The organism is Rathayibacter sp. AY1A3 (assembly GCF_002930975.1).
Classification (GTDB): domain Bacteria; phylum Actinomycetota; class Actinomycetes; order Actinomycetales; family Microbacteriaceae; genus Rathayibacter.
Map to the genome: position 1 here is coordinate 63,189 of NZ_PSTO01000013.1, position 22,645 is coordinate 85,833.

Genomic DNA, 22,645 nt, shown 5'->3' on the forward strand with positions numbered 1-22,645 from the left:
TGCGGGTTCCCGCGACGGTCCGGGGTTCCCTCGGCGCGCGCCTGCCTCCACCATGGGGGGATGGCCGCCTCGCAGCAGATCGTCTCGGTCGGCGGGCGGAGGCTGCGGCTGACGAACCTCGACAAGGTCGTCTACCCGGAGACGGGCTTCACCAAGGCCGACGTGCTCTCCTACTACGCCTCCGTCGCCTCCGCGATGCTGCCCCATCTCGCGCGCCGCCCGGTCACCCGGAAGCGCTGGGTCGACGGAGTGGGCACCGCCGAGCATCCGGGCGAGGTCTTCTTCGAGAAGAACCTCCCCTCCTCCGCCCCCTACTGGCTGAGCCGGACCCGGCTCGCGCACTCGTCGCGCGACGTCGAGTACCCGCTGGTCGACGACGTCGCCGGGCTCACCTGGCTGGCGCAGCAGGCGGCGCTCGAGCTGCACATCCCCCAGTGGCGAGTGGGCTCCGACGGCGAGCGCCGTCCGCCCGACCGTCTCGTGCTCGACCTCGACCCGGGCGAGGGGGCGGGCCTCGCAGAGTGCGCCGAGGTCGCGTTCCTCGCCCGCGACCTGCTGGAGGGGATGGGGCTGGCTCCGCTGCCGGTGACCAGTGGGAGCAAGGGGATCCACCTCTACTGCCCGCTGGACGCCTCCGCCTCCAGCGACCAGATCTCGGCGGTCGCGCACGAGCTGGCGCGCGCGCTCGAGTCGGACCACCGCGACCTCGTCGTCTCGGACATGAAGAAGACCCTGCGCGAGGGCAAGGTCCTCGTCGACTGGAGCCAGAACAGCGCGGCGAAGACGACCATCGCCCCCTACTCCCTCCGGGGGCGCCTCCGGCCGGCCGCCGCCGCGCCCCGCACGTGGGAGGAGCTGGGTGCCGAGGACCTGCGCCACCTGTCGCCCGACGAGGTGGTGGAGCGGCTGCGGAGCGACGGCGACCTCCTCCGCCCGCTGCTCGCCGCGCGGGGTGCCGGGCTCGAGCCGACCCCGGAGCGGATGGCGGGCTTCGCCGCGACGGACGCCTCCTCCGACCGCCTGGCGACCTACCGCAGCATGCGCGACGCGTCGAGGACGCCGGAGCCGGTGCCCGAGGCGGGGTCGACGGGCACCTCCTCGGGCGACTCCTTCGTCATCCAGGAGCACCACGCGCGGCGCCTGCACTACGACTTCCGGCTCGAGCACGACGGCGTCCTGGTCAGCTGGGCGGTGCCGAAGGGCCCGCCGCTGGAGGGCGACCCCAACCGGCTCGCGGTGCAGACCGAGGACCACCCCCTCGAGTACGCGACCTTCGAGGGCACGATCCCGGCCGGCGAGTACGGCGGCGGCGAGGTGCGCATCTGGGACGAGGGCACCTACGCGCTCGAGAAGTGGCGCGAGGGGAAGGAGGTGATCGCGGTGCTGACCGGCCGCCCCGACGGCGGGCTCGGTGGCGAGCCCCGTCGCTACGCCCTGCTGCACACGGGCTCGAGGGAGGGCGCCGAGAAGAACTGGCTCCTGCACCTGATGGCGCCGGGTCCCGCTCACGGGCACGGGACGCAGCGACGGGGCCGGGCGGCCGCGTCCGCCGCGTCGCCCGCTCCCCGCCCCGCACCCTCCGCAGACCGCCCGGCCGAGGACTCCGCTCCGCGCCGCCACCGCCCCATGCTCGCCACGGCCGGACGCCGGGGCGACGTGGACCCCGGGGCCGCGATCGAGATGAAGTGGGACGGCTACCGCGCTCTCGTGCGGGTGCAGGGCGGCACCGCGACCCTCACGAGCCGCAACGGCAACGACCTGACCGCGGCGTTCCCCGACCTGCTCGCCCCGCTCGCCGAGGCCGCCGCCGACGCCGTGCTCGACGGCGAGATCGTCGCCCTCGACGCTCGCGGGCGCCCCGACTTCGGCGCCCTGCAGACCCGCGGCGGGCTGACGAAGCCGCGCGAGATCGAGGCGGCCGCCCGGTCCACTCCGGTGCACCTGATGGTCTTCGACCTGCTCGAGCGCGCAGGAGAGGACCTGACCGGGAGCGATTACGACACCCGTCGCTCGGCACTTGTCGACCTCGTCGCCGAGAACGAGCGCGTGCACGTCCCGTCCGTGTTCGACGGCGACCTGGAGGAGGCGATGGCCACCAGCCGCACCCTCGGCCTCGAGGGCGTGGTCGCCAAGCGCCGCGACTCGCGCTACGAGGAGGGCAGCCGCTCGCGCGACTGGATCAAGCTCACCCACCACCGGCTGCAGGAGGTCGTGATCGTGGGCTGGCGCGAGGGCGAGGGCGGCCTGCAGGGGTCGGTCGGGGCGCTGCTGACCGCGATCCCCGGCGAGGACGGGCTCGCGTACTCCGGCCGTGTGGGCACCGGCTTCAGCGACCGCGAGCGCCGCGGACTGGTCGACCGCCTGACCGAGCACGCCACCGAGGAGCCCGCCGTCTCCGTCCCTCCGCTCGAGTCGCGCGGCGTGCACTGGGTGTCGCCCGTCCTGGTCGGCGAGGTCCGCTACCGCGAGCGCACCGCCTCCGGCACCCTCCGCCAGCCGGTCTGGCGCGGCTGGCGCGCCGACAAGGCCGCCGAGGACGTCCGCGTGGAGGAGCCGGGCAGCTGACCCTCCGGTCTTCCGACTGCGAGGCCCGGCATCGCCGCTCGCGCCGCCGATCCGCTGCGGCCCCGGGCACCTCAGTCCAGGCGCACCCCGCGCAGCAGGAGGAGGGTCGCGCCGACCGCGGCACCGGTGCCGATGAGGACGCCGCCCGCTCCAGCCGCCGCCGCGAGGACGCCGAGCAGGCTGGGCAGGGCGATCAGCCCGAGGCGGTTCCCGGCCAGGCGCAGCGCGAGGGCGCGGCCGTGGCGGTCGGCGGGGGTGCGCTCGATCAGCCAGGACATCGTGATGGGCTGGCCGATCCCGAGGCCCAGGCCGAGGGCGGCGACCGCGACGAAGAGGAGCACGGTCGGCGCGGGCAGGGCGACCAGCACCAGGCAGAGCGCCGAGATCAGGATGCCGCCCACCATCACCCGGGTGCGCCCGAGCCGGGCGGTGGCCGCGCCGAGGAGGAGCCGCGAGGCCATCGACGCGAGCGCGCGCACGGTGAGCAGGGCTCCGACGACGCCGGCCGGGAGCCCGCGCTCGGCGCCGAGGGCGGGGAGGTAGACGACGGTCAGGTCGACGGCGGCGACGACGGTCGCGCTGGTCAGCAGGGCGCGCGCGAGGCCCGGCACCCGGAGGAGACCGAGCGTCGAGCCCGGAGCCGCCGCCCCTTCCGCCGCGGGTCCGCGCGGGGACGGGCTGCGGATCCCCGCCGTCGAGACGAGCAGCAGCACCGCGAGGATCCCGCCCACGAGGAACAGCGGCGCCGGGTCGGGCCGCACCGAGCCGCCCGCGAGCACCGGGATGAATGCGGGCCCGATCGCCTGCCCGAGCGACGCGGCGAACGTGTAGTAGCCGAAGCGGCTGTCGAGCCGCGTCCCTCCGGTGCCGCCCGCGACGACGGTCTGCTGCCCGACCACGCAGCCCAGGTGCCCCGCGCCGAGCAGGGCGATGCCGAGGAGCAGCCCCGCGACGCTCCCGCCCGCCAGGAGCAGCACCGCGGCCGCTCCCACCGCGACGAGCGAGCCGACGGCCATCACGGCCCGGGCGCCGACCCGGTCGACCAGCCCGCCCACCGGCAGCGCGATCAGCAGCGGCACCAGCGCGAACGAGGCGCCGAGCGCCCCGAGCGCCCAGGCCGGCACGTCGAGCCGGATCGCCTGGTAGACGGCGGCCGGCCGGAGCAGGAACGCGACGGCCTGGATGAGCACGGCGTGCGCGAGCAGGGACGGAGTCGCCAGGCGGTTCCGCACGCGCGCTCCTTCCCGCGGCGCTCGGCCGAGCACCCGCTCCCCCATCCTCCTCCCGGTGCCGCCGCCGAGTCGCCCGGAAAGGATCGTCCTGCCCCCTCGAGAACGGGCCTTCTCGTGCGACTCAGCCCTGCGGCGGCGGCGAGGGGAGCGCGTGCGCGGGCAGGGTGCCGAGGCGGTGCCGGCCGCGGAGGAGGAACCAGGCCAGGCCGATCCCGACGACCGCGGCGATCACGACGACCGCGCTCCAGCGCAGCTCCTCCCCGTAGACCTCGACGCGCGGCCACGCGAGGTCGACCGTCATCGCCGCGCCCCAGAGCACCGCGACGACGTTCACCGGCAGGCCCGCGCGGCCGAGCGAGAAGCGCCCGGGCGCGGCTGCGGGCCACCGGCCGCGGAGCCGGGCGATCAGCAGCGGCACCGTCACCAGCAGGTAGGCGAGGTAGATCAGGATGACCGCCACGCTCGTCACGGCCGTGAAGATCGCCGGTGTCCCGATGTTCACGACCAGGATCAGCACCGCGAGCACGCCCACGACCAGCGCCGGCGCCACCGGTGTCCCGCGCCGCGGGTCGACGCGGGCGAGCACGCGGCTGCCAGGCAGGGCGTTGTCGCGGGCCATCGCGAAGATCAGTCGGATGGCCGCCGTGTGCACCGCCAGCGCGCACACCGTGATCGCGACGACCACGCAGAGCAGGAGGACCGATCCGAGGGGGCCGCCGAGCACCTGCAGCACGATCCGCTGCAGCCCGCCCGACGCCTGCCCGAGCGCCGGGTCGGCGAGGTCGGGCGCCGAGAGGATCCCCAGCAGCAGGATGAGGCCGCCGAGGACGAAGGAGGCGGTCACCGCCCGCAGGATCGCCGTCGGCGCGGTCCGGCGCGGATCGACCGTCTCCTCGCCGAGCGAACCCGCGGTGTCGAACCCGTACATCACGTACGCCGACGCGATCGCGGCGATGAGGAACGCGCCGGCGTACCCGCCCGGCGTACTCCCGCCGTAGCCGCTGGTGTCGAGCAGCACGGTCGGCGGATGCACCACGTTCACCGCGAGCACCGCCACCAGCAGCACCGCCGCGACGAGCTCGATCAGCACGCCGACGCTGTTGATCCGGGCCATCAGCCGCACGCCGCGCGCGTTGACCGCGGTGGTGAACGCGATCAGCAGTCCTCCCCAGACCACCGCGCTCACCCCCGCGGAGCCGCCGAGCTGGAACCCGCTCCAGATCTGCGGGAGCGTCGCCTGGTACGCCAGCACGACGGCCGCGAGCGTGACCACGGACGCGGTGGCCATCAGCCAGCCCGCCATCCAGCTCACCGTCGGCCCGGCGAGGCGCTTGCTCCAGTTGTAGACGGAGCCGGCGACCGGGTAGCGGGCGGCGAGCTCGGCGAAGCACAGCGCGACCATGAGCTGCCCGGTGAACACGATCGGCCAGGACCACCAGTAGGCGGGACCGCCGAGCGCGAAGCCGAAGGAGAAGAGCTGGAACGTGCCGGTCAGGATCGAGATGTAGCTCACGCCAGCGGCGAAGCTGCCGAAGCGGCCGATCCCGCGGGTGAGGGAGGGGCGGTACCCGAACTCGGCGGTCCCGTCGTCGACGTCCTCGGTGGTGCTCATCGGGCTCCCCCTCGCGGGCGCGCTCGTCGCACCGAGGTCAGGATGCCAGCCGCCGCCCGGCCGCACGACTCCCCCGTCCCGGGCGTCCGCCGGCGGGTGCTCAGCGCTCGCCCCGCTCCCGGTGCACAGGACTCGGGCGGCCCCCGCGGACGGGAGCGGCGTCAGCCGTGCGCCGCGAGCCGGGTGCGCTGGGGCACCAGGAGCTCGAGCAGCTCCTCGACCCCGTCGACCCGCTGCGGCTCGACCGGGTGCCCGGGTCCGCACGGCTTGTAGGCGGGCGGATCCACGTTCAGGACGTGCCCGACGGGCCGCCCCTTCTCCCAGACCGTGAGGAGGAAGGCGCCGTCCCGCTCGTCGGGGGCGCCGATCTCGAAGACCCGGCCGCGCACGATGGCGCACTGCGGCTCCTTGCGCGCGAGGCGCACCCAGAAGGGATGGTCTCCGGTCATGGTGTCCGTCCTCCCCGGCCGACCCGCGGCCGTGCCCGTAGCGGTCGACCGGTGATCGTGTCGTCGGCGACCCGCAGGGCCACGGTACGTCCGCCTCCCCTCAGCCGATCAGGGGGTTCACTGCGGAGCCTCGCAGTGGTAGCGGACGCCGGTCGCATCCGGACGTGCACGACGGGGAACCACTCACTGCTCGTAGGAGTCCTCGTAGTCGGCACCACTGGTCAGCTCGCCGTCGTTGGGTTGCATGGGATGCTCGCCGGTGAGCGCGTCGATCCGCTCGCGCAGCCGTGCCACCTCCGCCGCGTTGTCCGGTTCGGGCAGGTCGCTCGGCGTGGTCTCGACGATGAGGGCGGCCGCGGCGTTCACGAGGAAGGTGGCGTCGACCGTCCCGCCGTCGGCGCCGATCCCCGTGTACTCGACGGTGTCGGCCGCGCCCTTCGAGGCGAGGGCGACGGCGTACTCGACGAGTGCGTCGGCCGCCTCGTCCCCCACCAGGATCGTCTTGTCGGCGAAGAGGATGTGCTTCATGCCGCCCATGCTCGGCAGCGCCGGCTGCGTGGAGGGAGGATGTTGACAGAGGACCGCCGCTGACGGAAGACCTGGACAGATCGAGCAGAGAATGGCAGACCGGGTTGTCGGATCCGTCCGGTCTGCGGAAGGGTGGAGGCAACGGCGGGCGTCTGCCTGCCGGAGATCAGGGGCTGGAGACGCTGATGGGGAAGCTGCACTACGACGGGACCGTCGAGATCGACTTCGAGGACCGCGTGCTCGCGCACCTGCAGATCGTCATCACCGCGAAGCTGCGCCGCAACGAGTCGTTCCTGCTCAGCTGGCGCGACGACCACAGCATGGGCGACGGCCGCAGCGCGATCTGGATCCACCCCTCCCACGCGCTCCGCTACAAGTACTTCGGCGGCCGGATGCCCCGCATCAACCCCACCTGGATCTCCGCGCTCACCGACCTCGCGAACTCCGCGGGCGGGCTGTACGTGATCTCGGAGCCCGCCGAACCGGTGCGTCCTCCGGCGAAGGGCGACCAGCTGTGAAGCGCATCGACCTGATCTACAACGGCACCGCCTACGCGGTCAACAACAGGAGCCTCGAGGAGTTCCGCGCCGAGGTCGAGGCCGCCCTCGCCTCCCCGACCCCGCAGTGGCTGACCGTCAACTACGGCGAGGGACGCGCGAATCCGGCGCTCCTCCTCATCACGCCGTACACCCCGCTGTCGATCATCACGAACGACTTCGGCGAGCTCAACGCAGAGCACGAGTAGCGGCGGACCTCCGGGAGGTCAACCACGTCGCCCGGTCGATCCGCGCCCCGTACCGTCGTGCAGGACCTCGTCGACGTCGTGCGCGGACCCCGCACGGCGACACCCGATCGACACCACCCGCGCCCCGGCGCGCAGAACAACGGCCGCGGACACCCGGCCAGGAGCCGTGATGACAGATCCCGCCTTCGCCGTCCTCGACGACCTCATCGCCGCCCTCGAGCGTCCCGGCTCGATCGACCCCGGCCTGAGCCGCTCCGTCGCCGTGCAGGCCGCCGTCCTCCGGCTCCCGTCGCCCCGCACCGCGCACCGTCCGCGCCCGACGAGCCGCTTCACGGGCCGTCGCCTCGTGCGCCCGGGCAGCGCAGCCAGGCGGGCTCCCGCGCGTCACCGTGTCGTGGTCCCCGCCGGTCCGGGGGAGCGTCGCTCCGAGCGGAGCCGACGGCTTAGATGGGTGCGGTGACCGACTCCGACGCTCTCTGCGACCCGTATCTGCGCGGGTATCCGATCGACGGCGTCGCGATCTCCACGCTCGGCAGCCCCTTCGGCGGCGAGACCGTCGCCGCGAGCGACAGCACCGCGAGCCGGCTGGACGAGATCCAGATCGACCTCGGCGAGGGCCCGTGCTGGGAGGCGATCCGCGCTGCCGGCCCCGTCTCGGTGCCGGACACCGGCGCGGAGGAGCGCTGGCCGCTCTTCACCGAGGCGATCGGCCCCACGGCGGTGCGCGCGGTCTTCGCCTTCCCGCTCTCGATCGCGGGGCTCTCGATCGGCGCGGTCGACCTCTACTCCCGCCGCCCCACGTCGCTCAGCGACTCCCTCCTCGGCCGGATCAGCGCCTCGACCACCGCGACGGCGCTGCTGGTGCTGGCCGCGGTGCTGCGCGACAACGAGGTCGAGGAGAGCACGAATCCGCGCTCGCGACGCGTGGTGCACCAGGCGACCGGCATGATCATCGCGCGCTACGGCAGCACGGCCGAGGAGGCGCAGCTGCTGTTGCGCGCCCACGCCTTCGCCCAGCAGCGCTCCGTCGTCGATGTCGCCTCCGGCATCGTGGCCCGGCACGACGGGTTCCCCGACCGCCCTCTCACCGCCCAGGACGACACATGGTGACGAACTCCCGCGAGCGCAGCGTCATCCAGACGTTCGTCGCCCTCTCCGACACGCTGGTCGACGACTACGACGTCGTCGACTTCACCCAGACCCTCGTGGAGAGCAGCGCGACCCTCTTCGACGCCGTCTCGGCGGGGCTCGTCCTCGCCGACTCCACCGGCTCCCTCGAGGTGCTCGCCTCCACGGACGAGGACACCCGGCTGATCGAGCTGCTCCAGCTCGACAGCGGGTCGGGCCCGTGCATCCAGTGCTTCGAGACCGGGCGGCCGGTGATCGTCGAGGACGCCCGCGCCGTGGGCGAGGAGTGGGCGGAGTTCCGGACGCTGGCGGTCGAGCTCGACGTGCTCTCGGCGCACTGCGTGCCGATGCGCTCGGCGGGGACGACGATCGGCTCCCTCAACCTCTTCCAGGCCCGGCCGGGGCGGCTCGATCCGGACGACATCGCGGTCGTGCAGGCGTTCGCCGACGTCGCGACGATCGGGATCCTGCACCAGCGCGCGGTCCAGCAGAGCACGGTCACCCAGGAGCAGCTGCAGCACGCGCTCGACAGCCGGGTGCTGATCGAGCAGGCGAAGGGGATCCTCGCCTACGCCCACCGCACCACGGTCGAGCAGGCCTTCGAGGTGCTGCGGGTCCGCGCGCGAGCGACGTCGACCCCGATCACGACGCTCGCCCAGGAGATCATCCGCGACTACCGGCGCTGACGCTCCGCGCCAGCGGAGCAGGAGCGGGGCGGATCCGCGCCGGCGGCGCCGCGGCTCGGAGCTCAGTACTCGTTCTCGAGCTCCCACGTCGCGCGGGGGTCGACGTCCGAGGCGGGCACCGGACCGCCGGCGCCGTCGAGCGCGTCGAGGCGCTCGAGGATCTCGTCGCTCGACTCCGCCGCTGCGCTGCCGCTGCCCGCGACCACCAGGGGGACGCCGAGCCCGACGGTGAGCGTCACGACGGAGGAGGGGGCCGAGTCGTCGGCGACGCTGACCGTGCTCATCCGATGCTGCTGCGCGAGCGCGAGCGAGTAGCGGACGACGGCGTCGGCGGTCGCGTCGTCGAGGGAGAGGGAGCCACCGGTGTGGAAGAGCGTCGTCATGGTCAATTCCTCGCAGGGCAGGCGGATGGGCATGGTTCCGTCACCGGGGGCCAGGATGCGGTGCGCTCACGCTACGCCCCGGGCGCTCGCGGGTGCAGGTCTTGCGCCGAGGCGCGCCCCTGTCGCATGGTTCGCTCCCGACGCCGGAGCAATTCCCCCATGGCTCTGAGGCGGCTCACATGTTAACGTGAACACACGCGTCGGTCCCCTCGGCTCGACGCATCCCTCCCCTGAAGGAAAGGTCTCGACGATGAGACGACGCTCCCCGGAGCCCCCTGCCGCCGCGCCTCGGCGCCGCGTGCGATCCCTCTTCCTCTCCGCTCTCGCCTGCACGAGCGTCGCCCTCACCGGCGCTCTCGTCCCCGTCCCGGCGCAGGCCGTCGACGTCCCGGCGCCCACCGCGCACTACGACATGTCCCACGCCGGCTCGGCCCTGCTCGACATCTCGGGCAACGGACGCAACGCCACCCTGACCGGCCTCACCGACGCGTCCTTCGCGAACGCCGGCGGCGACCAGGTCGCCCGGTTCAAGAACGACGGCTACGCGAGCCTCCCCCAGGGCCTGGTCACCGGAGCCGACAACGCCTTCGCCGTCGAGTACACGGTGAAGACGCAGACCACCGCCAACCAGTTCGGCTGGGTCATCGGCGACGGCGTCGGCCCGTGGAACACCACGCAGCTCGGCAACCACGTCTTCGTGAACCCGCGCAACCCCGACGGCTCGCCCAGCGGACAGGTCCTCGCGGGCATCCGCGTCAAGGAGCCCACCAGCAACGGCGAGACCCGCATGCCGTTCGGCGGCACGCTGAACCCCGGGTTCACGACGCTCACGCTCGTCGGCACCGGCACGGGGTCGAGCACCGTGCTGACCCTCTACCGCGACGGCACGCAGATCTCGACGGCGAACACCACGAAGTCGATGGCGAGCATCGTGCCGACCGGGTCCACTCTCGGCTACCTCGGCCGCTCGCTCTACTCCGGCGACGCGCTCGTGACCGCCGACGTCACCGACGTGAAGTTCTGGGACACCTCCCTCACCGCCGAGCAGGTCGCCTCGAGCATGCCGACCGCCGCGGCGAAGGCGTCCGCGACCTCCGCCCTGCTGCGCTCGGACATCCAGCCCGTCCTGCTGGCCGGCAACCCGTCGCTGACCCAGGTCTCCTCGAACCTGACGCTGCCCGCCTCCAGCAGCGGCGTCCCGCTCACCTGGACCTCCTCGAACAGCGCGGTCGTCTCGGCCACCGGCGTCGTCTCGCGCTCGATCGCGCAGAACACCCCGGTCACCCTGACGGCGACCACCGCCCAGGGCGCGACGATCGCCTTCGAGGTAGTCGTGCTCGCCCCGAGCATCAACGACGACCTCGACGCGCTGAAGCTCGCCACGCGCACCACCGAGAACCTCCCCCTCGCGGTGAAGGGCGCCCGGAACGGCACCGACATCACCTGGACCTCCTCGGACCCGGCCCTCGTCACTCCGACGAACACCTCCTACGCGGCTCCGGCGGTCGGCGCGGCCGACCCCTACCGCGGCGGCGGCGTGGTCACCCGACCGGCCTACGGCTCCGGGGACAGGACCGTCACCCTCACCGCGACGGCCACCCTCAACGGCGTCACCGAGACGCGCGCCTTCACGCTGACGGTCGCCGAGCTCGGCCGCACCGCTCCCGACGCGGGCTACGCCTCGGCGTACTTCAAGTCGGACGGCGACGAGAAGATCTACCAGGCCGCGACCTCGGGCAACGACTTCTTCACCTTCTCGCCGGTCAACGGCGGCAAGGCGGTCATCACCTCGACGACCGACACGAAGGGCCTGCGCGACCCGTTCATCCTCCGCTCGCACAACGGCGACAAGTACTACATGGTCGCCACCGACCTCTGCATCTCCTGCGGCACCGGCTGGGGCGACGCCCAGTCCAAGGGCAGCCTGAAGATCGAGGTCTGGGAGTCGACCGACCTGGTGCAGTGGACCCGCACCAACGGCGCCGACACCGGCATCACGGTGAACCAGCCGGCCGCCGGAATGACCTGGGCGCCCGAGGCGTACTGGGACGACGCCCTGCAGTCCTACGTCGTGTTCTTCTCCTCGCGCCTCTACTCCGACGCGACGAAGACCAACAGCGACAAGCTCTACTCCCGCGTCTTCTCCGTGATCACCCGCGACTTCCGCACCTTCACCGCTCCTCCCGCCACCTGGCAGGACACCGGCTACGCGCGGATCGACTCGACGATCACGAAGATCGGCGACTACTACTACCGCTTCACCAAGAACGAGGAGGGCGGCGCCGCCGGCACCCTCGAGGCCGGGAAGGACATCTTCCTCGAGAAGTCGAAGGTCCTGACCGCCGGGACGACCTCCTCGAACTGGAGTGCCGACCCGAACACCACCTGGCAGCTCACCGACACCCGGATGACCTCGCTCGAGACCGGCCAGGCCGGTGAGGGACCCGAGATCATCAAGCTGAACGCGGGCGACCCGAACGACACCACCGGCACGGGCGACGGCTACGCGTTCCTCGTCGACAACTACGGCGACGGCGGCTACAAGGCCTTCCTCACCTCCGGAGCGGCCATCGCCGGCAGCTCGCAGACGAACCGCCTCTCGCAGTCGGCCGACTGGAACGTCTCGCCCAAGAGCCGCGCCGGCCTCCCGGCCAGCCCGCGGCACGGTGCGTTCGTGAGCGTCCCGCAGACGGTCCTCACCGCCATGAAGAACTGGACCGGCGTCACCGCCGTCGACTCCACCACGACCCTCACCGCCGACGGCCGCACGGTCACGGCGACGGTCGCGGCGGCCGACAAGGGCGACGTCGTCGGCTCGGTCACCTTCACCGGCGGCTCGTGGACCTCGACCGTCCCGCTCTCCGGCGGCTCGGCGAGCGTCTCGGTCCCGGCGGACGTGACCGGCGTCACGGCCTCCTACACCGGGTACGCGGACAAGCTGGTGCGCACGTCGGTCTCGGCCGCCGTCCCGCTGGACACCCTCGAGCTCGTCCCCGCGGTCGCCACGCGCTGCGTCGCCGGCAAGATCGTGCTCACCGCGACCGTGAAGAACACCGACACCGCTGCCGCGGACGTCACGATCACCTCGGCCTACGGCTCGAAGTCGTTCACCGCGGTCGCTCCCGGCTCGTCCGCCTCCGCCGCCTTCACCACCCGCCTGGCCTCGATGCCGGCCGGCACGGTGACGGTGACCGGATCGGCGACCGGCCAGCCCGCGTTCACCGCGACGGTCCCCGTGGCCGCCGCGCGCTGCTGACGCACTGACGACGAAGGGCCCCCTCCTGCGCTCGCGCGGAAGGGGGCCCTTCGTCGTTCCCGGGTCAGACGGTGGGAGCGAGCAGGTCCGCGTGGTGGGCGGCCGCCACGTTCGGGTGGGCCCGGAGCCGGTAGCGCAGCGCGTTCTCGCCGTAGGTCTCGAGGATCGGCGCGTTCGTCGGGTCGACCGAGAGGCCGGACTTGAGCTCCTCGGGCAGCGGGAGCGAGGGCATGGTGGCCGAGAGCGCGGGATTGAAGAAGAACGGGATCGAGATCCGGTCCGTTCCGATCAGCGGCGAGATCACGCGGTGCAGCGTGGCCTTGAGGTAGCCGCCCGTGGCGAGCTCCAGCATCTCGCCGATGTTGACGACGAACGCGCCCTCCATCGCGGGTGCCTCGATCCACGAGCCGTCGTGCTCGACCTGCAGGCCGCCCTTGCCGGGCTCGACCAGCAGCAGCGTCAGCACGCCGCCGTCGCGGTGCGCGCCCACGCCCTGCTTGGGCTCCGGGTCGGAGGTGCCCGGGTAGCGGACGACCTTCACCAGCGAGAACGGCCGATCGGCGAACGCCTCGTCGAACACGTCCTCCGGGGCGTCGAGTGCGACGGCCCAGGTGCGCAGCAGCCGGATGGCGACCGCAGCGAGCTCCGCGTGCCAGCGCTCGAAGACCTCGCGGAACTCCGGCAGCGCCTCGGGCCAGAGGTTCGGCCCCTCGAGGCGCTCGTAGTCGGCGACGCCGGGCCCGGCGGGAACGGCCGGTCGGTCGATGCCGATGTCGACCTGCTCGCGGTAGTCGACGTCGCCGTTGGTGAGCTCGGCGCCGAAGCGGGTGTAGCCGCGGAACTGCGGGCTGAGGGTGTTCTCGATCGCGAGCTTCTCCTCCTCCGGCAGGTCGAAGAAGCGGCGGGAGACGGCGACGACGTCGTCGAGGAGGTCCTGGGGCACGCCGTGGCCGACGAGGTAGAAGAAGCCCACGTCGTGCGTGGTCTCCCGGAGGTCGCGGCGGAAGGCGGCGGCCTCCGCCTCCCCCTGGTCGAGGCGGGACAGGTCGAGGATCGGCAGGGAATCGGTCATGCACCGACTCTCGCGCACGAACCTGCACAGCAGTCGATTGTTACGACAACCAAAACGGCGGGCCCCGCCACGGCACGGAAGAGGGTTCCTCCGCGCCGCGACCGGGCCCGCCGTGAGCGCCGAGTGTTACGGCGTGGGCATGCCGCCGTTGACGTGCAGCGTCTCGCCGACGACGTAGCTCGACTCCGGGGAGGCGAGGAACACGTAGGCGGGAGCGAGCTCGGCCGGCTGGCCCCAGCGTCCGAGCGGCGTCTGCGAGCCGACCTCGGGCAGCTTGTCGGACGGCTGGCCGCCCGCGGTCTGCAGCGGCGTCCAGATCGGGCCCGGGGCGACGACGTTCACGCGGATCCCCTTGGGCGCGAGCTGCTGCGCGAGCGCCTTCGAGAACGTGTTGATCGTGGCCTTCGTGCTGGCGTAGTCGACCAGCATCGGCGACGGCTGGTAAGCCTGGATCGACGAGGTGCTGATGATCGCGGAGCCCGGGGCGAGGTGCGGCACGGCCGCCTTCGTCATCCAGAACATCGCGTAGACGTTGGTCTTGAAGGTCTCGTCGAACTGCTCGTCCGAGAGCTCGAGGAAGTCCTCGACGTGCTGCTGCTTGCCCGCGTTGTTGACGAGGATGTCGAGTCCGCCCAGGCCCTCGACGGCCTTCGCGACGGCGCCCACCGCGAAGTCGTGGTCGGTGATGTCGCCGGGGATGGCGACGGCGGTGCGGCCGGCCTCCTCGATCAGCGCGACGACCTTCTTCGCGTCGGACTCCTCCTCGGGGAGGTAGACGATCGCGACGTCGGCGCCCTCGCGGGCGTAGGCGATGGCGACGGCCGCGCCGATGCCCGAGTCGCCTCCGGTGACGAGCGCCTTGCGCCCGGTCAGGCGGCCGGAGCCGCGGTAGCTCGACTCGCCGCGGTCGGCGGGGTCGTCCATCTTCGAGTCGAGGCCGGAGCCCTCCTGGTACTGGGCCTCCGTGTCGATGTCGGCGAACATCGCGGTCGGGTCTTGGAACGTGTACTGGTCGTTCTGCGGAGTCTGGTCGTTCTGCGAGGTCATGTCTCGACGCTAGGCGCGCGGGATCGGCGACCGCGCGTGCTTGACAGCCCCGATCCGCCAGGACACAGGAGGTCTTCAGGAGCCGCGAGGCTTCCCGGATCGGGGAGAATGGTGCGGTGACCCGCGACGACTCCCTGTCCTTCGACACCACGGCGCCGCTGCCCGGCTGGCAGCACGCCTACTCCGGCAAGGTGCGCGACCTCTACACCCCCGACGACGCCGACCCCGTGCTCGGCGCCGACCGCATGCTCGTCGTCGCCAGCGACCGGGTCAGCGCGTACGACGCGGTCCTCGAGCCCGGGATCCCCGGCAAGGGCGAGCTGCTGACCACGCTCTCCCTCTGGTGGTTCGCGCAGCTCTCCGACGTCCCCAACCATCTGATCCCGGGCGCGATCCCCGAGGCGGTCCGCGGCCGGTCGATGCTGGTGAAGACGCTCGACATGTTCCCGATCGAGTGCGTCGTGCGCGGCTACCTCTCCGGCAGCGGCTGGAAGGAGTACCGGGAGACGGGCTCCGTCTGCGGCGTCCCGCTCCCCGAGGGCCTCCAGGACGGCGACGCGCTCCCCGAGCCGATCTACACCCCGGCCTGGAAGGCCCCGCAGGGCGAGCACGACGAGAACATCACCTTCGAGCGCACGGTCGAGATCGTCGGGGAGGAGGCCGCGGAGGCGCTGCGCACCCTCTCGCTCGCCGTCTTCCGCGAGGCGTCCACCATCGCCCTGGCCCGCGGCGTGCTGCTGGCCGACACGAAGTTCGAGTTCGGGGTCGACCGCGGGACTGGAGTCGTCACCCTCGGCGACGAGGTCCTCACGAGCGACTCCTCCCGCTACTGGGACGCCGACGACTACGACGCCGGCATCCGCGGCCGCTCGTTCGACAAGCAGATCGTGCGCGACTGGCTCTCCGACAACTGGGACGGCCAGGGCCTCCCGCCGACCCTCCCGTCCGAGATCGTCGAGCGCACGGCCGCGCGCTACCGCGAGCTCATCGAGCGTCTCACGCGCTGAGGCACCGGAACGACCTGTGGACGATCACCACCCTCGCGTCCGGCTGGAGGCCCGCGGCGAGGATCCGGACGAGGCGCGGCACAGCCTTGCGCGGCTCTACAACGGCGACGAGTGGCGCGCCGCCACCACCGCGGCCGACTTCAGCTACCGCTACGCGGCCATCGGCGACGGCGGGATGACCCTCCGCACCTCGCGGATGTCCGGGCGCCTCGCGGGCGGCGTGGGCGACTCGGACGACGTCGTCGTGCAGTGGATCGTGGGCGGCTCCGGCCGGATCGACGTCGGCCGCGCCTCGATCGCGATGGAGGAGAACCGTCCCGTCCTCTTCCCCGTCGGCCGGCCGTTCGCCTTCGACTACGTCGACTTCGACCAGCGCCTGGTGCACCTCGACCGGGGAGTGGTCGACCGGGTCGCCGCCGAGCGCGGCCTCGTCGGCTCCCTCGTCTTCGACTCCGAGCACCGCCCCGACGCCGCGGCGATCCGCCGCTGGCGCACGGCCGTCGCCGACTCCGCCCGCGCGCTGCGCAGCGAGCGCGTCGAGCCGCTGCTCTGGGACGAGCTCACCCGTGCCACGGCCTCCGCGCTGCTCGACCTCTACCCTCCGGAGTCCGCTCCGGTCCCGCCCGAGCTCCTCGCCCCCCGGAACGCACGGATCCGCACGGCCGTCGAGTACGTGCACGCCCACTGCAGCGAGCCGATCGGCCCCGCCGAGATGGCGGCGGCGTCGGGCCTGACCGTCCGGGGCCTGCAGTCCGCGTTCCAGCGGGTGCTCGGGATGCGCCCGATCGCCTACCTGCGCCTGGTGCGGCTCGACCGCGCCCGAGTGGAGCTGGCGGCGAGCCCGCCCCACGGGACGACGGTCGCCACCGTCGCCCGGCACTGGGGCTTCGGGAACGCGGGCCGCTTCAGCGCGGCCTACGCGGAGCGGTTCGGCGAGTCGCCGAGCGCCACCCTGCAGAGCTGATCAGTCGACGAGCTCGGGCGGCGGCTGCCCCTCGAGGATGCGGCTGAGGCCGTCGAGCAGCACCGCGACGGTCGCGGCCTCCGACTCGGGCACCTTCGCGACCATCGCGCGGATCTGCTCGTAGGTCGGGTCGTCGGTGCCGACGATGGCCTTCTGCGCGCGCTCCGTCAGGCAGAGGATGCGGCCGCGGCCGTCGGACGGGTCGGGAGTGCGGTCCACGTAGCCGGCGCGGGCGAGGCGGTCGACGAGGAGGGAGACGGCCGCCGTCGTGATCGACAGGGCCGCGGCCAGGTCGACGGCGCGGACGATCTCGTCGCGCCGCTCCCCGACCCCGATCAGCCGCAGGGCCGCGAGATCCGTGGCGCCTATGCCCAGGCGGCGCTCCACGCGGCCGTCGTAGTCGCGCTCCGCCGTGCGCAATCGCGTGAGCAGAGCGAACAGGTCTGGCCGAGCGTCCATCGAGGTGCACCTTCCGAGCGGCAGGCGCCCCGGACGGGAACTCGCTGCTCCCATCGAACCACTTCTCCGGCGATCGGACGGCGTGTGTCCCGAAAGCGCAGTCGGCGCCGAGACTGTTAGTCAACCGACTTAGCAATACCTAGTGTCGACGGTGCGGCACGCCTTCCGTGCGCCGCCGACGGTGAGGAGGTGCGCGCGATGGGACGACTGCTCTACGGCGCACCCGCCAGCTCGCACTCCTTCGAGGACCGCGCCCTGGCCCACCTCCAGACCGTGATCACCTCGCGGTTCCGCCGCGGCGAGGGCTTCCTCCTGACGATCGAGGACGCCGAGGGCCGCCGGTCCGAACTGTGGCTGCACCCCGGCATCCCCACCCGCTACGAGTACGACGGCACCGCCTCGATCGAGCTGAACCCGCACTGGCTGCGCGAGCTCTCCAACGCCTCGAACGGCCGCCTCGGCCTCCACCTCCTCCCCGAAACCTCGTCGCCCGACGACCTCTCCGTGAAGAAGATCCCCGCATGAGCGACCACAACGGCACACTGTTCCGGCGCGGAGGCACCGTCCGCTTCGTCCGCTGGATCTCGTCCCGCGACGGCGGCTGGGCCCCCGAGATCGTCCAGGGGCGCTACCTCGAGCGCGACGACCGCGGCTGGCTGGTCGAGATCGAGGGCACCCCCACGGTGCTCGCGAAGGACGACTGGGCCGTCTACCGCTGACCGGCCGTGCGCTCGGCGTACTGTTGAGCAGGTGCGTTCTCGTGATCGCCGCGGCATCACCTCGGCTCCCCTCCTCCTGACGACCATCGGAACGACGAGCCTCGTCTTCCTCTGCGCGTTCGAGTCGCTCGCCGTGACGACGATCATGCCGATCGTCAGCGCCGATCTCGACGGCCGCGCCCTCTACCCCCTGGCCTTCGCGGCGACGCTCGCCGCCGCCGTGGTCGGGATGGTCGCGGCCGGCTCCTCGGCCGACCGCCGCGGCCCGACGCCGTCGCTCGTGGTCGCGATCCTGCTCTTCACCCTGGGCCTCGTCGCCGCGGGTGCCGCGCAGTCGATGCCGGTCTTCGTGGCGGCCCGCCTGCTGCAGGGGCTGGGCAGCGGAGGGATCACCGTCACCCTCTACGTGCTCGTCGCGCGGGTCTACCCGAGCGAGCTGCATCCGAGGATCTTCGGCGCCTTCGCCGCGGCCTGGGTCGTGCCGTCGCTGGTGGGGCCGCTGGTGGCCGGAGTCGTCGCCGAGCTCGCGAGCTGGCACTGGGTCTTCTTCGGAGTCGTCGCCCTGGTGGCCCTCGCGAGCGCCGCGATCGCGCCGACGCTCCGCTCGCTCGAGCCGCGCGAGCGCCTCCCCTTCGATCGCCGGGCAGTGGGCCGCATCGCCCGCGCCGTGGTCGTCTCGGCCGGAGTCGTCGTGCTGAGCACGAGCGCCGAGCTCGCGCCCGACCTCGCCGGGCTCCTGGCCGCGGCCGCCGTGGTGGTCGTGGTCGTGGCGGTTCGCGCGCTCCTGCCCGCGGGCACGCTGCGCGCCCGGGGCGTCCTGCCGTCGGTGATCCTCCTCCGCGCCCTCGTCGCCGCGGCGTTCTTCGGCACCGAGGTCTACCTGCCGCTGCTGCTCTCGGAGCAGTACGGCCTGCCGCCCTGGCTCTCGGGCGCCATGCTCACCGCGGGCGCCGTCTCCTGGGCTCTCGGCTCGAACATCCAGGGACGCCCGGGTACCCGCCTCAGCCACGGCGGAGCGATGCGGCTCGGCACGTCGCTCGTGCTCGCCGGCATCGGAGTCGTGCTGCTCGTCACGGTGCTCGCCCTCAGCCCGATCGTCGCGGGCGTGGGCTGGTTCCTGGCCGGCGGCGGCATGGGCACGATGTTCCCGCGGATGGGGACGATGACGCTCGCGCTCTCCGCTCCGGGCCGGGAGGGCTTCAACAGCTCGGCCCTGCAGATCGCCGACTCGACCGGCGCCTCGGTCTCCCTCGCGCTGACGGGCCTCCTCGCGGCGGCGGTCACCGGGCTGATCGGGGCCGGGACCGGGGTCTTCGCCGCGACCTTCTCGTACGCCGCACTGATCGCGATCGTCGCGGTCGGTCTGGCCGGCCGGCTCGACGGGCTCCTGCGCCGCGAGGGACGCCGGGAGCCCGCCGAGCAGGCTCAGCTGTAGAGCGACTCCGGCACGTCGAGGCCGTAGATCGCGCGGCCGGACGACCAGATCACCGAGCAGGCGGCCCGGAGCAGATCGGTCGCGTCGTCGCCGGCGTCCACGATCACCACGGAGTCGCCGTCGAGGCGGACCTTGGCGCCGCGGACGGCGTGCGTGCCGTTCCGCGAGACCGTCGTCGCCGGGTAGGGCAGGTGCAGCTCGCGCAGGTCGCCGAGGATGTACGTCGGCCGGAGCTTCGGCTCCGCGGCGAGGAGCTGCTTGGCCCGGTCGATCCCGGTGAGCACGTGGGCGCTCTCCATGTCGGCGCCGTTCGCGCCGGCGATGTCGGTGTCGAGCCGGTCGCCGAGGAACAGCGGGTTCGTCGAGCCGAAGCGCGCGGTCGCCGCGTCGAAGATGGCCCGCTCGGGCTTGCCCGCGACGACCGGGAGCCGACCGACCGCGGTGTGCACGGCCGAGACGAGGGTCCCGTTGCCCGGGGCGATGCCGCGGGCGACGGGGATCGTCCAGTCGGTGTTCGTCGCGACCCACGGGATCCCCGTGTGGAGCGCGAACGAGGCCTCGGCCAGCTGCTCCCAGCCGACCGTGGGCGCGAAGCCCTGGATGACCGCCGCCGGCGAGTCCTCCGCGCTGCGCGTCACGGTGAACCCGGCGCGCTCGACCTCGGAGGTGAGGCCCTCCGCCCCGACGACGAGGATCGTCGAGCCGACCGGCACCAGGTCGGCGAGCAGCACGACCGCTGCCTGCGGGGAGGTGACGACGTCCTCGGGCCGGACGCTCAGCCCCAGCTCGGAGAGGTGCCCGGCGACGGACGCGTCCGTGCGGGAGGCGTTGTTGGTGATGTAGCCGACCCGCAGCGTCTCGGCCGCTCGGTTGAGGCTCTCCACCGCGAAGGGGATCGCGTCGGCACCCTTGTAGACGACCCCGTCGAGGTCGGCCAGGACGGAGTCGCGGCCGTCGAGCGGGGTGGGCTCAGTCCTGCTGCTGCGGAACATCGGCGTCCTCCTCGGTGGTGTCGGCGGATTCGACCGACTCGTCGGCGGTCGGGTCAGCCGAGTCGAGAGCCTCATCCGGGTCCGTCTCGGCGAGATCGTCGGACTCGAGGGACTCGTCCGCGAAGGTCGGCTCGTCCGTGTCTACGACGTCGGCGTCGGCGTCAGCGCTCGCGTCGGCGTCGTCCGCGTCGTCTTCGTCGGCGATCTCCTCGGAGACGGTCCGCCGGGCGTCGTCCTCGTCCGCGTCGTCGACGGCGGTCGGGCCTTCCTCGTCGTCCAGGTAGTCGTCCGCGTCGTCGACCGCGGTCCCTTCCTCGGCGCGATCGGGAGCGGACGCGGCGTCGGCCGACTCGTGCTCCTCCTCGATCACCTCGATCGTCTCGTCGTCACCGCCGCCCTCGGCCGCGAAGACGGCCTGCGCCGCGATGTCGGCGCGACGCTGCCACTCGGCCGCCTCCTCGGAGCGGCCGACCTCCTCGAGGACGAGTGCGTAGGCGGCGAAGAGATCCGGGCTGTACGAGAACGCGCGGTCCGGGTCCAGCTGCGGGATCTCGAGCTCCATGAGAGCGAGCTCCGCCTGCCCGAGGTCGAGGCGGGCGCCGGACATGGCGATCGCCAGCGACACCTGCGCGCCGGGGCTCAGCGTGGTGCGGTCGATCGACCGTCCCAGCTCGAGCGCCTTGTCGGGTCGGCCGACGCCGCGCTCGGAGTCGACCATCAGTGGCACCTGCTCGTCCGAGCCGGAGATCCGACGGAAGGTCCGCAGCTCGCGCAGCGCCAGGGCGAAGTCGCCCGTCGCGTACGCCGAGATGGCCAGCGACTCGCGGACCACGGCGATGCGTCCCGCGCGGCGTGCCGCCGAGAGCACGTGGCGGTGCGCCAGCTCGGGGTCCTCCTCGAGGAGGCGGCCGGCCATCACCAGGTGACGGGCGACCCATTCGGCGTTGTCCTTCGAGAGCGTGCGCAGCTCGTTGCGGGCGACCTTGTCGAGGTCCTTGGCCTGCACGTCGTCCGGAAGGTCCGGGTCGTCGTGGCGCGGACGCACCGACTGGAGGGAGCGCCGCTCGCGCTCCTCCTCGGTGAGCTCCGGCTCCTCGCGGGGGCCGCCGCGTCCGCCGCCGAAGCCCTCGCGTCCGCGTCCGCCGCCCTGGCGGTCTCCGCCGCCCCGACGATCGTCCGACCACGGCCGGCTTCCGCCGTCGCGCGATCCACCGCGGAACGGCGGACGCGAGTCCCCGTCACGCTGCGGACGAGAGTCGCCACCACCACGGTAGGAAGGGCGGGAGTCACCATCCCGCTGCGGACGCGAATCTCCACCTCCACGGTAAGGAGGACGAGAGTCACCGTCCCGCTGCGGACGAGAGTCGCCACCGCGATAGGGAGGCCGGGAGTCACCGTCCCGCTGCGGACGCGAGTCGCCACCGCGATAGGGAGGACGCGAGTCACCGTCCCGCTGCGGACGGGAGTCCCCACCTCCACGGTAAGGAGGACGGGAGTCCCCATCGCGCTGCGGACGGGAATCCCCACCACCACGGTAAGGAGGACGAGAGTCACTGTCACGCTGCGGACGAGAGTCGCCGCCACCGCGGTACGGAGGACGCGAGTCACCATCACGCTGCGGACGAGAGTCGCCACCGCGATAAGGAGGACGAGAGTCCCCATCGCGCTGCGGACGGGAATCCCCACCACCACGGTAAGGAGGACGAGAGTCACCATCGCGCTGCGGACGGGAATCCCCACCACCACGGTAAGGAGGACGAGAGTCACCATCGCGCTGCGGACGCGAATCCCCACCACCACGGTACGGAGGACGAGAGTCCCCGTCACGCTGCGGACGGGAGTCCCCATCACGCTGCGGACGGGAGTCCCCACCACCACGGTACGGAGGACGAGAGTCCCCGTCGCGCTGCGGACGGGAATCGCCACCACCGCGGTACGGAGGACGCGAGTCACCATCACGCTGCGGACGGGAGTCGCCACCGCCACGATAGGGAGGACGAGCATCACCGTCGCGGCGGGGGCGGGAATCGCCCGAGCCGCCGCGATCGTTCGAGGAGCGGCCGGGGCCGCCGGCGCGAGGCGGCCGCTCGTCACGACGTCCGGAGTCCCGGTCGTTGCGGTCGGATCCTGAGTCGTCCATGCGTTCCTCGCCTGTCGTGGTGATGCTCTGTGGAGTTGACCCGCCCGAGGGCGAGGAGGACGGCCGTAACCGTCGCACCACCCTAACCCGCACCGAGCTCCAGTGAGCAGCGGGGATCCGAGGTGGTGGTTAAACAGCGATGGCCACCCATTTCTGGGTGGCCATCGTGAATGGTGTCCGGCGGTGTCCTACTCTCCCACAGGGTCCCCCCTGCAGTACCATCGGC

Annotated in this window: 23 protein-coding genes; 13 read left to right on the top strand and 10 right to left on the bottom strand. The window is 72.7% G+C overall.

Annotated elements, in window-relative coordinates:
• Positions 1 to 60 precede the first annotated feature (60 nt).
• The gene (locus C5C10_RS08345) at positions 61 to 2,565 is read left to right on the top strand and encodes an ATP-dependent DNA ligase (RefSeq protein ID WP_104329003.1); all 2,505 of its coding nucleotides are present in this window, start codon (positions 61 to 63) and stop codon (positions 2,563 to 2,565) included.
• A gap of 71 nt (positions 2,566 to 2,636) precedes the next feature.
• On the opposite strand, the gene C5C10_RS08350 is transcribed toward C5C10_RS08345, so the two are convergent.
• The 4 genes from C5C10_RS08350 to C5C10_RS08365 all read right to left on the bottom strand — a co-directional run bounded on the left by C5C10_RS08350 (position 2,637) and on the right by C5C10_RS08365 (position 6,386).
• A complete protein-coding gene (locus C5C10_RS08350; RefSeq protein ID WP_159940156.1) occupies positions 2,637 to 3,797 on the bottom strand; it encodes an MFS transporter in 1,161 nt (386 codons plus the stop codon).
• Positions 3,798 to 3,918: 121 nt separating this feature from the next.
• Positions 3,919 to 5,409, bottom strand: coding sequence for an APC family permease (locus C5C10_RS08355; protein WP_104329004.1), 1,491 nt, complete (start codon positions 5,407 to 5,409; stop codon positions 3,919 to 3,921).
• Positions 5,410 to 5,570: 161 nt separating this feature from the next.
• Entirely contained in the window at positions 5,571 to 5,858 is a 288-nt protein-coding gene (locus C5C10_RS08360; protein WP_104223782.1) for a hypothetical protein, read from the bottom strand.
• A gap of 183 nt (positions 5,859 to 6,041) precedes the next feature.
• Positions 6,042 to 6,386: a hypothetical protein gene (locus C5C10_RS08365; protein ID WP_146082127.1), complete on the bottom strand. Its 345-nt coding sequence runs from the start codon at positions 6,384 to 6,386 to the stop codon at positions 6,042 to 6,044.
• A gap of 185 nt (positions 6,387 to 6,571) precedes the next feature.
• Here C5C10_RS08365 and C5C10_RS08370 point away from each other — a divergent pair, with 185 nt between their 5' ends.
• The 5 genes from C5C10_RS08370 to C5C10_RS08390 all read left to right on the top strand — a co-directional run bounded on the left by C5C10_RS08370 (position 6,572) and on the right by C5C10_RS08390 (position 8,945).
• A complete protein-coding gene (locus C5C10_RS08370) occupies positions 6,572 to 6,904 on the top strand; it encodes an ATP-dependent DNA ligase (RefSeq protein WP_104329006.1) in 333 nt (110 codons plus the stop codon).
• Entirely contained in the window at positions 6,901 to 7,131 is a 231-nt protein-coding gene (locus tag C5C10_RS08375; RefSeq protein ID WP_104329007.1) for a hypothetical protein, read from the top strand. The genes C5C10_RS08370 and C5C10_RS08375 overlap by 4 nt, the downstream gene beginning before the upstream one ends.
• A gap of 169 nt (positions 7,132 to 7,300) precedes the next feature.
• Positions 7,301 to 7,591: a hypothetical protein gene (locus C5C10_RS08380; protein ID WP_104329008.1), complete on the top strand. Its 291-nt coding sequence runs from the start codon at positions 7,301 to 7,303 to the stop codon at positions 7,589 to 7,591.
• The gene (locus tag C5C10_RS08385) at positions 7,588 to 8,241 is read left to right on the top strand and encodes a GAF and ANTAR domain-containing protein (RefSeq protein WP_104351715.1); all 654 of its coding nucleotides are present in this window, start codon (positions 7,588 to 7,590) and stop codon (positions 8,239 to 8,241) included. Before C5C10_RS08380 ends, C5C10_RS08385 begins: the two co-directional genes overlap by 4 nt.
• Positions 8,235 to 8,945 carry a GAF and ANTAR domain-containing protein gene (locus C5C10_RS08390; RefSeq protein WP_104329009.1) on the top strand — a complete coding sequence of 237 codons (711 nt, stop codon included), beginning with the start codon at positions 8,235 to 8,237 and terminating at the stop codon, positions 8,943 to 8,945. The genes C5C10_RS08385 and C5C10_RS08390 overlap by 7 nt, the downstream gene beginning before the upstream one ends.
• Positions 8,946 to 9,007: 62 nt before the next feature.
• Here the strand turns inward: C5C10_RS08390 and C5C10_RS08395 are convergent, their stop codons facing one another.
• Positions 9,008 to 9,328 carry a hypothetical protein gene (locus C5C10_RS08395; RefSeq protein WP_104282669.1) on the bottom strand — a complete coding sequence of 107 codons (321 nt, stop codon included), beginning with the start codon at positions 9,326 to 9,328 and terminating at the stop codon, positions 9,008 to 9,010.
• 298 nt (positions 9,329 to 9,626) lie between these two features.
• On the opposite strand from C5C10_RS08395, the gene C5C10_RS08400 reads away from it, so the two are divergent.
• Entirely contained in the window at positions 9,627 to 12,584 is a 2,958-nt protein-coding gene (locus C5C10_RS08400; protein ID WP_258060496.1) for an immunoglobulin-like domain-containing protein, read from the top strand.
• A 64-nt stretch (positions 12,585 to 12,648) separates the two neighbouring features.
• Here the strand turns inward: C5C10_RS08400 and C5C10_RS08405 are convergent, their stop codons facing one another.
• The gene (locus tag C5C10_RS08405) at positions 12,649 to 13,656 is read right to left on the bottom strand and encodes an isopenicillin N synthase family oxygenase (protein ID WP_104329010.1); all 1,008 of its coding nucleotides are present in this window, start codon (positions 13,654 to 13,656) and stop codon (positions 12,649 to 12,651) included.
• 126 nt (positions 13,657 to 13,782) lie between these two features.
• Positions 13,783 to 14,703, bottom strand: coding sequence for a glucose 1-dehydrogenase (locus C5C10_RS08410; RefSeq protein ID WP_104295690.1), 921 nt, complete (start codon positions 14,701 to 14,703; stop codon positions 13,783 to 13,785).
• A gap of 116 nt (positions 14,704 to 14,819) precedes the next feature.
• Here C5C10_RS08410 and C5C10_RS08415 point away from each other — a divergent pair, with 116 nt between their 5' ends.
• Both C5C10_RS08415 and C5C10_RS08420 read left to right on the top strand, forming a co-directional pair.
• Positions 14,820 to 15,710 carry a phosphoribosylaminoimidazolesuccinocarboxamide synthase gene (locus tag C5C10_RS08415; protein WP_258059453.1) on the top strand — a complete coding sequence of 297 codons (891 nt, stop codon included), beginning with the start codon at positions 14,820 to 14,822 and terminating at the stop codon, positions 15,708 to 15,710.
• A 16-nt stretch (positions 15,711 to 15,726) separates the two neighbouring features.
• The gene (locus C5C10_RS08420; RefSeq protein ID WP_104329011.1) at positions 15,727 to 16,674 is read left to right on the top strand and encodes an AraC family transcriptional regulator; all 948 of its coding nucleotides are present in this window, start codon (positions 15,727 to 15,729) and stop codon (positions 16,672 to 16,674) included.
• Here the strand turns inward: C5C10_RS08420 and C5C10_RS08425 are convergent, their stop codons facing one another.
• Positions 16,675 to 17,133 (bottom strand): MarR family winged helix-turn-helix transcriptional regulator, encoded by a 459-nt coding sequence (locus C5C10_RS08425; protein WP_181073423.1) that lies wholly within the window; start codon positions 17,131 to 17,133, stop codon positions 16,675 to 16,677.
• A 198-nt stretch (positions 17,134 to 17,331) separates the two neighbouring features.
• Here C5C10_RS08425 and C5C10_RS08430 point away from each other — a divergent pair, with 198 nt between their 5' ends.
• Genes C5C10_RS08430 through C5C10_RS08440 form a run of 3 tightly spaced genes read left to right on the top strand, consistent with a single transcriptional unit; the run spans position 17,332 to position 19,287 of the window.
• Positions 17,332 to 17,658, top strand: coding sequence for a hypothetical protein (locus C5C10_RS08430; RefSeq protein ID WP_104295692.1), 327 nt, complete (start codon positions 17,332 to 17,334; stop codon positions 17,656 to 17,658).
• Positions 17,655 to 17,852: a hypothetical protein gene (locus C5C10_RS08435; RefSeq protein WP_068256013.1), complete on the top strand. Its 198-nt coding sequence runs from the start codon at positions 17,655 to 17,657 to the stop codon at positions 17,850 to 17,852. The genes C5C10_RS08430 and C5C10_RS08435 overlap by 4 nt, the downstream gene beginning before the upstream one ends.
• 31 nt (positions 17,853 to 17,883) lie before the next feature.
• A complete protein-coding gene (locus C5C10_RS08440) occupies positions 17,884 to 19,287 on the top strand; it encodes an MFS transporter (protein ID WP_104335879.1) in 1,404 nt (467 codons plus the stop codon).
• Here C5C10_RS08440 and C5C10_RS08445 read toward each other — a convergent pair.
• Positions 19,278 to 20,279, bottom strand: a complete 1,002-nt coding sequence (locus C5C10_RS08445) for an HAD-IIA family hydrolase (protein WP_104329013.1) — start codon at positions 20,277 to 20,279, stop codon at positions 19,278 to 19,280. The genes C5C10_RS08440 and C5C10_RS08445 overlap by 10 nt on opposite strands.
• Positions 20,257 to 21,324: a hypothetical protein gene (locus tag C5C10_RS17800; RefSeq protein WP_181073424.1), complete on the bottom strand. Its 1,068-nt coding sequence runs from the start codon at positions 21,322 to 21,324 to the stop codon at positions 20,257 to 20,259. Before C5C10_RS17800 ends, C5C10_RS08445 begins: the two co-directional genes overlap by 23 nt.
• On the opposite strand from C5C10_RS17800, the gene C5C10_RS17805 reads away from it, so the two are divergent.
• Positions 21,310 to 22,410 carry a hypothetical protein gene (locus tag C5C10_RS17805; protein ID WP_181073425.1) on the top strand — a complete coding sequence of 367 codons (1,101 nt, stop codon included), beginning with the start codon at positions 21,310 to 21,312 and terminating at the stop codon, positions 22,408 to 22,410. The genes C5C10_RS17800 and C5C10_RS17805 overlap by 15 nt on opposite strands.
• Positions 22,411 to 22,645: the final 235 nt, after the last annotated feature.

Excerpts from the sequence above, each read along its gene's own strand:
- C5C10_RS08425 (WP_181073423.1), bottom strand. The coding sequence starts at position 17,133 with ATGGACGCTCGGCCAGACCTGTTCGCTCTGCTCACGCGATTGCGCACG.
- C5C10_RS08395 (WP_104282669.1), bottom strand. The coding sequence starts at position 9,328 with ATGACGACGCTCTTCCACACCGGTGGCTCCCTCTCCCTCGACGACGCG.
- C5C10_RS08435 (WP_068256013.1), top strand. The coding sequence starts at position 17,655 with ATGAGCGACCACAACGGCACACTGTTCCGGCGCGGAGGCACCGTCCGC.
- C5C10_RS08355 (WP_104329004.1), bottom strand. The coding sequence starts at position 5,409 with ATGAGCACCACCGAGGACGTCGACGACGGGACCGCCGAGTTCGGGTAC.
- C5C10_RS08360 (WP_104223782.1), bottom strand. The coding sequence starts at position 5,858 with ATGACCGGAGACCATCCCTTCTGGGTGCGCCTCGCGCGCAAGGAGCCG.
- C5C10_RS08365 (WP_146082127.1), bottom strand. The coding sequence starts at position 6,386 with ATGAAGCACATCCTCTTCGCCGACAAGACGATCCTGGTGGGGGACGAG.
- C5C10_RS08345 (WP_104329003.1), top strand. The coding sequence starts at position 61 with ATGGCCGCCTCGCAGCAGATCGTCTCGGTCGGCGGGCGGAGGCTGCGG.
- C5C10_RS08405 (WP_104329010.1), bottom strand. The coding sequence starts at position 13,656 with ATGACCGATTCCCTGCCGATCCTCGACCTGTCCCGCCTCGACCAGGGG.
- C5C10_RS08430 (WP_104295692.1), top strand. The coding sequence starts at position 17,332 with ATGGGACGACTGCTCTACGGCGCACCCGCCAGCTCGCACTCCTTCGAG.
- C5C10_RS08370 (WP_104329006.1), top strand. The coding sequence starts at position 6,572 with ATGGGGAAGCTGCACTACGACGGGACCGTCGAGATCGACTTCGAGGAC.
- C5C10_RS08445 (WP_104329013.1), bottom strand. The coding sequence starts at position 20,279 with ATGTTCCGCAGCAGCAGGACTGAGCCCACCCCGCTCGACGGCCGCGAC.
- C5C10_RS08410 (WP_104295690.1), bottom strand. The coding sequence starts at position 14,703 with ATGACCTCGCAGAACGACCAGACTCCGCAGAACGACCAGTACACGTTC.
- C5C10_RS08380 (WP_104329008.1), top strand. The coding sequence starts at position 7,301 with ATGACAGATCCCGCCTTCGCCGTCCTCGACGACCTCATCGCCGCCCTC.
- C5C10_RS08390 (WP_104329009.1), top strand. The coding sequence starts at position 8,235 with ATGGTGACGAACTCCCGCGAGCGCAGCGTCATCCAGACGTTCGTCGCC.